General features: G+C 40.1%; 11 protein-coding genes and 1 tRNA gene. 8 read left to right on the top strand and 4 right to left on the bottom strand.

What is annotated here, in order from left to right:
- From RM549_RS13515 to RM549_RS13505, 3 genes are all read right to left on the bottom strand, one after another.
- Nucleotides 1–1,056, bottom strand: coding sequence for an efflux RND transporter periplasmic adaptor subunit (locus RM549_RS13515; protein WP_311685702.1), 1,056 nt, complete (start codon nt 1,054–1,056; stop codon nt 1–3).
- 1 nt (nt 1,057) lies between these two features.
- Nucleotides 1,058–2,398: a TolC family protein gene (locus tag RM549_RS13510; RefSeq protein ID WP_311685700.1), complete on the bottom strand. Its 1,341-nt coding sequence runs from the start codon at nt 2,396–2,398 to the stop codon at nt 1,058–1,060.
- Between the two features lie 867 nt (nt 2,399–3,265).
- Nucleotides 3,266–3,337 (bottom strand) — tRNA-Arg (locus RM549_RS13505).
- Nucleotides 3,338–3,444: 107 nt separating this feature from the next.
- On the opposite strand from RM549_RS13505, the gene RM549_RS13500 reads away from it, so the two are divergent.
- From RM549_RS13500 to RM549_RS13465, 8 genes are all read left to right on the top strand, one after another.
- Nucleotides 3,445–3,756 (top strand): hypothetical protein, encoded by a 312-nt coding sequence (locus RM549_RS13500; RefSeq protein WP_311685698.1) that lies wholly within the window; start codon nt 3,445–3,447, stop codon nt 3,754–3,756.
- Nucleotides 3,757–3,801: 45 nt separating this feature from the next.
- Complete coding sequence (locus RM549_RS13495; RefSeq protein WP_311685695.1) at nt 3,802–4,500, top strand: DUF2490 domain-containing protein; 699 nt, start codon at nt 3,802–3,804, stop codon at nt 4,498–4,500.
- Nucleotides 4,501–4,549: 49 nt separating this feature from the next.
- On the top strand, nt 4,550–5,539 hold the full coding sequence (locus RM549_RS13490; protein WP_311685693.1) for a DUF1028 domain-containing protein: 990 nt from the start codon (nt 4,550–4,552) through the stop codon (nt 5,537–5,539).
- A 16-nt stretch (nt 5,540–5,555) separates the two neighbouring features.
- Nucleotides 5,556–5,933: a hypothetical protein gene (locus RM549_RS13485; RefSeq protein WP_311685691.1), complete on the top strand. Its 378-nt coding sequence runs from the start codon at nt 5,556–5,558 to the stop codon at nt 5,931–5,933.
- Nucleotides 5,934–6,115: 182 nt separating this feature from the next.
- The gene (locus RM549_RS13480; protein WP_432264716.1) at nt 6,116–8,488 is read left to right on the top strand and encodes a S9 family peptidase; all 2,373 of its coding nucleotides are present in this window, start codon (nt 6,116–6,118) and stop codon (nt 8,486–8,488) included.
- On the top strand, nt 8,488–9,714 hold the full coding sequence (locus RM549_RS13475) for a cysteine desulfurase-like protein (protein ID WP_311685689.1): 1,227 nt from the start codon (nt 8,488–8,490) through the stop codon (nt 9,712–9,714). Before RM549_RS13480 ends, RM549_RS13475 begins: the two co-directional genes overlap by 1 nt.
- Before the next feature lie 514 nt (nt 9,715–10,228).
- Entirely contained in the window at nt 10,229–10,483 is a 255-nt protein-coding gene (locus tag RM549_RS13470; protein WP_311685687.1) for an AbrB/MazE/SpoVT family DNA-binding domain-containing protein, read from the top strand.
- Nucleotides 10,477–10,797: a type II toxin-antitoxin system PemK/MazF family toxin gene (locus RM549_RS13465; protein ID WP_311685685.1), complete on the top strand. Its 321-nt coding sequence runs from the start codon at nt 10,477–10,479 to the stop codon at nt 10,795–10,797. The genes RM549_RS13470 and RM549_RS13465 overlap by 7 nt, the downstream gene beginning before the upstream one ends.
- A gap of 12 nt (nt 10,798–10,809) precedes the next feature.
- Here RM549_RS13465 and RM549_RS13460 read toward each other — a convergent pair whose 3' ends face one another.
- On the bottom strand, nt 10,810–11,100 hold the full coding sequence (locus tag RM549_RS13460) for a hypothetical protein (protein ID WP_311685679.1): 291 nt from the start codon (nt 11,098–11,100) through the stop codon (nt 10,810–10,812).
- Nucleotides 11,101–11,361 lie beyond the last annotated feature (261 nt).

Genomic DNA, 11,361 nt, shown 5'->3' with positions numbered 1-11,361 from the left:
TTATTTTATTATTTCTACCGCAGTATTGTCGGTAAGATTGATCTGTCCACTAGTGACCACTACATCTCCTTCTTCAAGGCCTCCGGTCACTTGTACCTTAGTTCCATAATTTACCCCGGTGCGAATCTGTTTAAGCCGGGCGACACCGTTTTCTACAACGAAAATCTGATTGTCACTCACGCTACCAACAAAAGCTTCTCTGGGGACGGTAAGTATGTTGTCCATTCCAGCCTGGTTAAACACGGCAGTAGCATACATTCCTGCCCTTAGCTTTGCATTGGAATTGTCAATACGAATTTCTACCGGAAATTTAAGAGCGCCGGTAGAAGCAGGAGAAATAAAAATAATCTCCCCAGTTAGTGTATCCTGACTGACACTGGGGAGGACATTAACAGGATCTCCATCCTGAAGCTGACTTACTAAAGCTTCGTCCACTTCAACATTTAATTTAAGCGAAGAAATGTCTACAATTTCTAAAAGAGGGGTACCTGCACCTACTACCATTCCTACTTCGACCATTTTTTGATTGACAACACCGTTTACTTTAGAACGAATATTAGTGTCACCCGAGTTTAACTGTGCGGCCTGCAGTTGCGCCCTGGCATTCTCTACCTGTAAGCGAGACTGATCCAGCTGGACTGCTGTCACCCCACCAGTTTCATAGGCTGCCTCATACCGATCTAAAGTAGAAATAGCATTATCAAGGTTCGCCTGCGCATTATTTACATTTACGTTTATTTTATCTCCGGAAAGCCTTGCCAGGTTCTGTCCTACTACAACCTGATCACCCTCTTTAACATAAATTTCAACAACCTGCCCCCCTAATTCTGCAGATATTTGGGATCTGGTTTCAGGCTGAAAGGTTCCATTAACTGTGAATTGACCACTCATACTCTCTTTTTGTGCAGTGGCAGTTCTAACGGTTACGATTGTATTCTCCTGTGCCACTATAGCCAGTTCTTCCTGGTTCTGTTTTTTATTGTTCTGAAGGATCAGAAAGAAAGCTATGCCAACACCTACCACAGCAACTATTGTTATTATTGTCTTTTTTTTCATCTTAAAGGTTATTTTCTTTTAATGTTTCTAATTTTCCCTGGGATTTTAGTAGTGACACTTCGGCTAACTTATAGTCCAATTGGGCATTTGTAAGATTATTTTTCGCCTCGGCAAGTTCTCTTTCTACATCCAGCATATCGTTGAGGGAAGCCAGGCCCAGTTCATAATTATTTTGAGTGTCCTCAAGCACTTCCTGTGCAAGCGTTACATTTTCTTCCTGCGTCTCGATCGTAAGAAAGCTGTTTTCCAATTGTGCGATTGCATTTTTATAGGCAAGTTGCAATGCCAATTCCGTTTCCTGAAAATCCTCCTGAGCTTTTTCAATCTCAATCTGATTCTGCTTCACCCTTGCCTTGGTAGCTCCTCCATTGAAAATCGGAATGCTGATATTTACTCCAATAGAACCAAGATCTGACCAGAACACTCCCTGATCTTTCCCATTCCATAATGGAATCTCATTTCCCTGTCCCAGCCAGCCATAGTTTCCCACCAGCGATGCAGATGGATAATACTCAGCCAGCGTAGCCTTTTTTTGCCATTTTAAAAGTTCCATTTGTTTGTCGAGCAGTGCCAGTTCGGTTCTCTCGGACATTTTGAGATCTGTTCCCGGCAAAAAAGCGGGCTGGAAATTCTGTTCAGGCAAGGTAATTTCCTGGGCAATGGACATTCCTATCATAAATTTGAGGGCGTTTTCACTCAATTCCACCGCATTAATTGCCTGCTGTTTGTTACTTATCAAATTATTGAGCGCCACTTTGGTTCGGTCGTAGTCAATTTTTTTAGCGAGTCCGTTAACGTATAAGCCTTCTACTATTTTTAATGTTTGTTCCGTTAGCTCAAGATTGCTGTTAATGTTCTCCAGCATTTGCTGAGATTGATAGACCTGATAGTAAGCAGTAGCAACGGTTTCAATAATTTCTTCATTCGTAAGCTGTGCATTCAGCTGATAAAATTCTTTGGTGGATTTTGCTGCTTTGAGGCCGGTAAATACCGCCTGATTGAACAGGACCTGTGACAGTTGCACATTAGCATTAGAATTCCATTTCCTTCCAAAGGCTACCGCAATATCTTCACCGGGGGCACCAAAAAATTCTCCGGGTAAGATGTTCTGCTGCAAAAGAGGGTTATAGGTAGTAGCCGCACTTGCTGAAATATTAGGTAAGGCATTAGCTCTAACTTCTGCAATCTGAGCATCAGCATTATCAATGTCAAGGCGGGCTTTTTCAGCATCTGCCTTGTGCTCCAGAGCATAAGAAACTGCTTCCGATAGTTCAAGTTCAACAGGCTCCTGAGCGAAGGTAAGGCCGGATGTAAAGAGGAAGCATATCATCAATTTTTTCATTCTAACTGTAATTTGTTCGTCTATGGGTTTAAATTCTGTACAAATATACAGCATAAAAACTAATAAACAATAAAAGTTTTCTAGTTTAATAGTTTTAATGCGAACTTGAATACGCCCGTACTCCCAAAATTCCAGAAGAATACCAAAAGAAAGCCTTAGCTGAAAATAGTTGGCATTAATAAATGAGCACAAGAAAGAATGCCTGGTAGCTTATCTTGCAGAGAATTTAAAATGAATATTTAAAAACTTATAGGAAGATTTCCTGTAATCGATGCAATTGCAACATGACAACATACGCATGTCTGTTACATAAAAAGCTATTTTTGGAAAGATGGTGGCTTTTATAGGCTGATGATTAACCTCATTATTTGTTTATCCCGATGACCAGGTTACGATACCAGATAGGCTTCCAAATAATATGCTCTATATCACCGAAGTATTCTGGATTTGATACTTTCCGGAGAAAGAACTTTCCATTCCACCCTCAACTCCTGATAAAATTGAAAAAGCCTTGAATGTTCCTGATCGAGAAACTGGTTTACTTCTTTAGAATTCGAACTTTACTAGTTATTCTGGTGTAGATAACAGCAAGATTATTTTTTGCACGTTGGGAATAAATCCAGAATAAAACTGAAAATGTTGACTGAGTACACATAATTGATGACTTTAAGTTGAACAATTTCACGAAAGTCAAACCACCAATTGTGCTGCTTCACAGAGTATCAAGATAAGAATTTCAGCTGAAAAAATGTTGACGATCTGTGAACTTTTAAGTCCATATTATTTGATATCAACTGAAATCATAAAAAATAAAAAACCCTGAAAATCATAAGATTAACAGGGTTGCAATTTGTATAATATGAAATGTAGCCTCGCCAAGAATCGAACTTGGATCTAAAGTTTAGGAAACTTCTATTCTATCCATTGAACTACGAGGCCAAATACGGAGCACAAAAATAATAATGTTTTCAGAAATACGTCAATTCAGAACTTAAATCTTGCACAATATTTGAAATCTTAGCTATTTTAGATCAAAAATCTGAGAAATGAAAATTCTTACCACAATCACAGCAGGTATTCTAATCCTTTTTACATCCACATGCAGCAACACAAGCGGTGATAATTCCGCTCTTATGGAAGTTACCGGTACAGTTGAAGCATCCGGAATTACTTCTTACCAATACGGCACTCATACTTTAACTTCTTCAGAAAAAAAGTATGCCCTTAAAAGCACCAACATCGATCTTTCGGACTACGAAGGTGAGACTGTAAAAATTTCCGGAGAAAAAATTGAAGGTTATCCTGTAGAAAACGGCCCGGAATACCTCGATGTGCAAAAGATTGAAAGAGAAAAATAGCTTCTTTATCTACTTAATCCCCTTATATTTGCAAAAAAGCCGAAAATGTTTAAAAAGCACATATTACTTCTAATTCCTCTATTCTTATTTCTCAATTTTAATGCATCAGCCCAGGTTGATGAAGATCAAACCGGCGCATGGTATATGTACTTCTGGAACACTAGTTTTGGTGATAGTCAGTGGGGGCTTCAGGGTGATATCCAATACCGTAACTGGGATCTGGGAGGTGACCTGGAACAATTACTTATTCGGGGTGGTCTCACCTATTCTCCAATGAATGCCGATGTTAAATTTACATTAGGTTACGGGAATATCACTTCCGGGGAATTTGGTGACGGCAACGAAACTTCAGGTGAAAGCAGGATTTATCAGGAAGCTTTACTTCCGCATAAATTAAGCAGCCGCTTTTATTTAACTCACCGGTTTAGGTACGAACAACGTTGGGTAGAAAATCAGGACTTCAGGACCCGTTACCGTTATAATATATTTTTAAACGTGCCTCTAAATCAGGCCAATCTTAATAAAGACGCCGTTTATCTTGCTCTTTATAATGAAATTTTCATCAATGGTGAACGTGAGATTGGTGATGGTCGCAGTGTAGAACTTTTTGACCGTAACCGGTTTTATTCCGCGCTGGGATATGTTATTAAAGATAATCTTAAAGTACAGGCTGGTTATATGATCCAGACTACAGATGCTCTTAGCAAAGGTCAGGTTCAACTTAGCCTGCACCATTCTTTTTAAAAATTCAGCAGAGTTTAGCTATCTTTAGCTTCTAAATGATAGCGGGATTATGAACAAATCTATATTTCTTATCGCTGTGGCAGTTATTTCATCATTAAATAGCAAGGCGCAAAATCCGGAAATTAGCGGTGATGCTTTTGCGCACACCTATTCCATAGTGGCACGGGATACTGTTACCGGCGAAATGGCTGTTGGCGTGCAAAGCCACTGGTTTTCTGTAGGGCCCTTAGTGTCCTGGGGAAAGTCTGGTGTTGGAGTGGTCGCAACCCAATCTTTCGTAAACCCCGCTTATGGTCCAAAAGGTCTGGAGTTAATGGAACAAGGGATTACGGCAGATGAAGCACTCGAATTACTTGTGAATAATGATGAAGGAAGGGAATTTCGGCAGGTTGCTTTTCTCGACATGGAAGGAAATACTGCGGCATTTACCGGTGAAAATTGTGTAGAAGCTGCCAGCCATATTAGCCGAAAGAATTTTTCTGTACAGGCAAATATGATGCTGAATGAAAAAGTTGTTCCCGCAATGGCAGAAGCTTTTCATCTTAATGGAAACCTCCCGTTAGCCGAAAGGGTTGTGGAAGTACTTAAAGCAGCTCAAAATGCAGGAGGGGACATCCGCGGAAAACAGTCTGCCGCACTCATTGTTGTAGGACCGGAAAAAGTGCACAATTCCTGGGAAGATAAAAAAGTTGATTTAAGAGTTGATGATCACGAAAATCCAGTGGAGGAACTGGCGAGGTTACTGAAAACTGCCCGTGCCTACGAGCACATGAACCGCGGAGATCTTGCTGTGGAAAACGGTAATATTGAAAAGGCGCTAAAGGAATATGGAACTGCAGAAAAAATGTTTCCCGAAAACCTGGAGATGAAATTCTGGAAAGCAATCGCCCTTGCTAATAGTGACCGATTAGATGAAGCCAAACCAATTTTTAATGCGATCTTTGCCGAAGATGAAAATTGGAGAACTATGCTAACAAGGCTTCCGAAGGCAGGCCTTTTGAACCTTTCTGAAGAAGAAATTGAAGAGATTATAAATTAAATTAAAGAATTCTATCATGAAAAAAATATTAAAAAACGTAATTTCCGGCTTATTCATTATAAGCTTATTAAGTATGGTGTCCTGTAAAGATGCTGAAGAAAACACTCAGCCACAGGCAGCACAGCAGGAAAATGCTGTGGAATCCAGCTATTTAAACAAGGAAGAATCCAAAGATTCTGAAGTAGTGTACAATCCCGCTCATGGACAGCCAAATCACAGGTGCGATTTACCTGTGGGAGCTCCGCTTAATCAGGCAAAACAACAAAATACTGCTACAAGTACTTCCGGAAATCAATCTCCGGTAAGGCTTCAATCTGCAACTCCGCGAATCAATCCGCCGCATGGAGAACCCGGACACGACTGTGCTGTAGCCGTTGGTGCAGAATTAAGATAAGGAAAACACATTTTACAAAAGCAGCTCATAATACCTGATATCAAGGTATTATGAGCTGCTTTTTTATTATTCCTCAGGCTCTTTTCCCGTTTTGTATTCAACTCTAAAAAATACGGGATTTTAAGTATCTTGCCGCCAAAATTTCCAATTCTACAAAAGAAATGAACCACCTTATACGCTGTTTGAAACTCAAAAAAAGTCTGCATCATTTTTTGCTCATTATCGGCCTTAGTTTTCCGGTGTTTGGGCAGGAAAGCGAGCTTTCAGTAGAAAAAATAATGCAGGACCCCGCATGGATGGGAACTTTCCCCTCTATTGTGCATTGGGGAGCCGATAGTGAGCGTATTTACTTCAATTATAATGCTGAAAATGATCCTTCAGACTCACTTTACAAGATAAATATCAGGAATAGAGGCAAAATTGAGAAAGTAAGCCTCCGCGAGAAACGGAAAATGCTTCCGCGTTATGGGGATTTCAATAAAAAGAGATCAAAAAAGGTATATGCCGAAAATGGCAATTTAAGGCTATACACTTTAAAAACCGGAGAATCCACCACACTCCTGGACCTTGGCAGCGATATTGAAAATCCGAAGTTCTTAAAAGACGAAGATAAAATTGCTTTTCAGCTCGATCAAAATGTCTTTGTATTCAATTCCGAAAACGGCAGTATTCAGCAGCTCACAAATTTTAAAGAAGGATCTGAAAAAGGAGAAAAAGAAACTGAATCTTCAGAAAAAGACGAATGGATAAAGCAGGAAAACCTTCAGCTTTTAGGCGTGGTAAATGAACGAAAGCTGCAAAAAGAAAGTTCAGAAAATTACCAGAAATCCATCGCTGAAGATGAACCTTCCAGTTTTTATCTTGAAGGAAAAACGCTAAGCCAGCTTCAGGTTTCACCAAATGCCAAATTCGCCGGTTTTCAGCTAATAAAGCGCGATAACGATGAAAGCACTATTGTACCCAACTACGTAGACGAAAGCGGATACACGGTGGATTTGCCAGCCAGAAGTAAAGTGGGTGACGAAAATAATATGGTGGAAATGGGGATTTACAACTTCTCCAAAGACACTGTTTTTATCCTCGATACCAGCAAACTTCCCGGAATCAAGGATATACCTGACTACACCAAAGATTATCCCGATAAGGAATGGGAAGAAAAAGAGCGGCAGGTGATCCCTTCAGAGATATTTTTTTCTGAAGATGGGGAAAAAGCAGTTGTAAACTTCAGATCTGCAGATAATAAAGACCGCTGGATTGCCGCTGTAGACCTGGAAACCGGTGAACTAAATGTACTTGACCGCCAGCGCGACGAAGCGTGGATTGCTGGCCCCGGCGTTGGCTATACCTATTGGGGAGGCGCTGTTATGGGCTGGCTTCCCGATAATGAACACATTTATTTCCAATCTGAAGAAACCGGATATTCCCATTTATACCTGCTGAATGTCACTACCGGCGAAAAAACTGCATTGACCAACGGTGAATTCGAAGTTTTTGATCCGTTTCTTTCCAACAACAAAAAACACTGGTATCTGACTACTTCTGAAATTCATCCCGGCGAACGCCACTTCTATAAGATGCCGCTAATGGGTGGAAAGATGGAAAAGCTCACCAGCATGACCGGAAAAAATGATGTCACTCTTTCTCCAGACGAGAAATACATGACCATTTTACATTCGTATAGCAATCAGCCGGAAGAGTTGTATTTAAAAAGAACAAATTCCAGTGCTGAAGCAGAAAAACTGACTTCAGGAAAATCTGAAGCTTTTTCAGCATATAACTGGAGAGAACCGGAGCTAATAAGCTTTGAAGCTGAAGATGGTGCCATGGTGCCGGCGCGGCTTTATCTTCCGGAGGAAAATGTGAAAAATAATGCTGCCGTTGTGTTTGTACATGGCGCAGGATACCTTCAGAATGCTCATAAATGGTGGTCGAGCTATTTTAGGGAATATATGTTCCACAATCTGCTCACCGATCTTGGCTATACCGTTATTGATATCGATTACCGCGGAAGTGCAGGCTACGGCCGCGAATGGCGTACCGGAATCTATCGTCATATGGGTGGCAAAGATTTAAGCGACCAGATAGACGGCGTAAATTACCTCATTAAAAACCACAATATCGATCCTGAGAAAGTCGGCATTTACGGCGGAAGCTATGGTGGCTTTATTACCTTAATGGCAATGTTCACCGAAGCTGATACCTTTAAAGCAGGAGCCGCTTTACGCTCTGTGACAGACTGGGCGCATTATAATCACGGCTACACTGCCAATATTTTAAACGAACCCGCCCTGGATCCTATTGCCTATCGCCGCTCCTCCCCTATTTATTTTGCTGAAGGGCTGGAAGGTGATCTCCTTATTGCCCACGGAATGGTAGATGTAAATGTGCATTTTCAGGATGTGGTAAGACTGTCGCAGCGACTTATTGAATTAGGAAAAGAAGATTGGGAAATGGCAATTTATCCCGTAGAAGACCACGGATTTGTAGAACCCAGCAGCTGGACAGATGAATACAAGAGGATCCTGGAATTGTTTAATGAAAGCCTACTGAAGTAATGGATATTGAATTTGTACGCAGGCAATTCCCTGCCCTGCAGCGCGATTTTGTTTTTATGGACAATGCCGGTGGCTCACAGGTTCTGGGAAAAGTGATAGAACGCATTTCCGGTTATCTCACCCATCACAATGTGCAACTGGGAGCATCTTATAAGGTTTCCAGGGAAGCCGGCGAAAAGCTCGCTTATGCCACAAAACAGATTTCAAAATTTGTAAATGCCTCCCGTCCCGAAGAAGTGGTTATTGGTCCTTCAGCTTCTATGCTGCTGCGTATTTTGAGCATCTGCATCAGTAAACAATGGAAAAAGGGAGACGAAGTGATCGTAACAAATACAGATCATGAAGCCAATGTTTCCTGCTGGACCGATCTTAAGGAGAAAGGAATCAACGTTAAGATCTGGAAGGTCAATCCTGAAAGCCTTCAACTTGATATTAAAGATTTAAAAATTCTTCTGAGCAGGAACACAAAACTCGTAGCATTCACTCACTGTTCGAATATCCTCGGGACGATTAATGCGGTAAAAGAGATTACCAGCCTTGTCCATAAAGCGGGAGCTTTGGTATGTGTAGACGGGGTTGCTTATGCCCCGCACCGACAAATTGATGTTCAGGAGCTGGATGTCGACTTTTACGTTTTTAGCTGGTACAAAGCCTACGGACCTCATCTCGCTATGATGTACGGAAAATACAATCAGCTTTTGAAAATGGATGGAATTAACCACTATTTCTTTAAAAAGAAGGATGTTCCTTATAAGTTCCAGCCTGGAAACTTCAATTTTGAACTCACATATAGTTTACTCGGTTTAACCGAATATTTTGAAGAAATGTACAGGCACCATAACCCGAGAGCTGCAGCTGTTTCGTTTCAGAAAAAGCTGGAAGAAGTGTATGATTTGATAGCCGGCCATGAAGAAAAGCTGAGTGAAATTCTGCTTCAGTATTTAAACACGAATCCTAAAGTCCGCATTATCGGTGCTACCGATTTTCATAAAGAAAACCGCATTCCCACGATCTCTTTTGTACATGCCGAACTAAAAAGTAATGAAATTGTAGAAAAAGTGGATGATTTTAGAATCGGAATCAGATTTGGGGATTTTTACGCTAAAAAGCTGATCAAAGATCTTGGTCTGGAAGAGAAAAATGGCGTGGTAAGGGTGAGTTTGGTGCATTACAATACTCGGGAAGAAGTGAAGCAGCTGGTGGAAGTGCTGAAGAAGGTTCTTTAAAAAGTCAGTGGCTGAAAATGGCAATTATCGGCATTAAATCAGTTTTGTCATGCTGAACTTGTTTCAGCATCTCATCCTAAATGGAAAAATCTACAATTCTTTATCTATCGAGATCCAAAACTCGTATTTTCTCTTCTTCGTAACTCGCACGATGTCACATTGAGCTTGTCGAAATGTCTCTGGTTGGCACCTCCTAATTCCGAATTAGTGGAGCCTCTCGGCCTTTAATGGAATACACAAAGTCACATTGAGCTTGTCGAAATGTCTTTCAGACTAGTTTCCATTCTTCTTTTCGCAGTAAAAGCCTTGAATTTCGAATAGAGGTTTCGACAGGTTCAACCTGACTCAAATAGTTTTCTATCAAAAAGTCCGTGTTTCAAAATGACAATTATGAGTCTTTAAGTAGGCAGGTATAACCCTTATAATCTGAAGTTGATTATAAAATATAAATAAAGATTCACAAGAATATGTTGTGCCATTGTTATAACTTTGCTGTGATATTCAAAATATAACTATGGAAGCGAACCTGGTAAAAATCGGAAATTCAAAAGGTGTTATAATTCCCGCCAAACTACTAAAGCTAATTGGTCTTAAGGAGAAGGTTAATATTGCTGTTCAGGAAAATAAATTAGTTATTTCTCCTTCTGAAAAGAAAGTACGGGAAGGATGGGAAGAAATGATTAAAAAAGAAGTTGAAAATAATGGCACTCCGGAAAGGCTAATGCCAGAAATCTTCGAGGATGAGGAAAACGATGACTGGAAATGGTAAAACAATATGAAATTTACTGGATTTCCCTTGATCCCACTGTGGGAAAAGAAATCAATAAAACCCGTCCCGGAGTAGTTATTAGTCCCGATGCTTCAAACAAGCACCTGGACACTGTTCTTATAGCTCCATTAACCTCTACAATAAGAAAATTTCCTATGCGGGTAAATGTGACATTAGACGAAAAGAACGGACAGGTAGCACTGGACCAGATTAGATGTGTGGATAAGGTGCGACTTCTTAATAAAGCGGGAAAATTGAGCTGCAAAGAAGTTCAAAACCTAAAACTTATTCTTAAGGAATACCTTATCGACTAAGGAGATATTTTTTTAAAAAATCAGTGCCTGAAAATGGCATATGTATCTGCTCCCTTTGGTCATTAAAAAGTATTGATCATATTCATATTTGTTCATTTTTTTGTATGCATTCCTCTCCCTTCGATCGTCGGATGCAGATAAAAACGAACCAAAAAAAGGACACTTTTTTGTAGGTGTTTCCAATTTTGCTGCCGCAAAATTGGAAACACCTACAAAAAAGAACTTAAGAACAAAATTGTTTGCATACATACTTTTTTCATCATATCCCTCCGCTAGAAATTTTTTTTTATCTTCAATCTCCACCTGACTAATCATTTTTCTAATAAAAAGTCAGTGCTCAAAAATGGCAATTATCGGCATTAAATCAGTTTTGTCATGCTGAACTTGTTTCAGCATTTCATCCTAAATGGAAAAATCTACAATTTTTAAATTCGTACTTCTCTTCTTCATAACTCGCACATGTCACATTGAGCTTGTCGAAATGTCTTTCAGACTAGTTTAAGCTTTGAAATCGACATGAGGTTTCGACAGGGTCAACCTGACATCAAAGACTTTTCTATCAAA

Source organism: Autumnicola patrickiae, assembly GCF_031846525.1.
Classification (GTDB): Bacteria; Bacteroidota; Bacteroidia; order Flavobacteriales; family Flavobacteriaceae; genus Autumnicola; species Autumnicola patrickiae.
The sequence above is the reverse complement of the archived record's forward strand: the minus strand, read 5'-3'. Positions and strand labels throughout refer to the sequence as shown.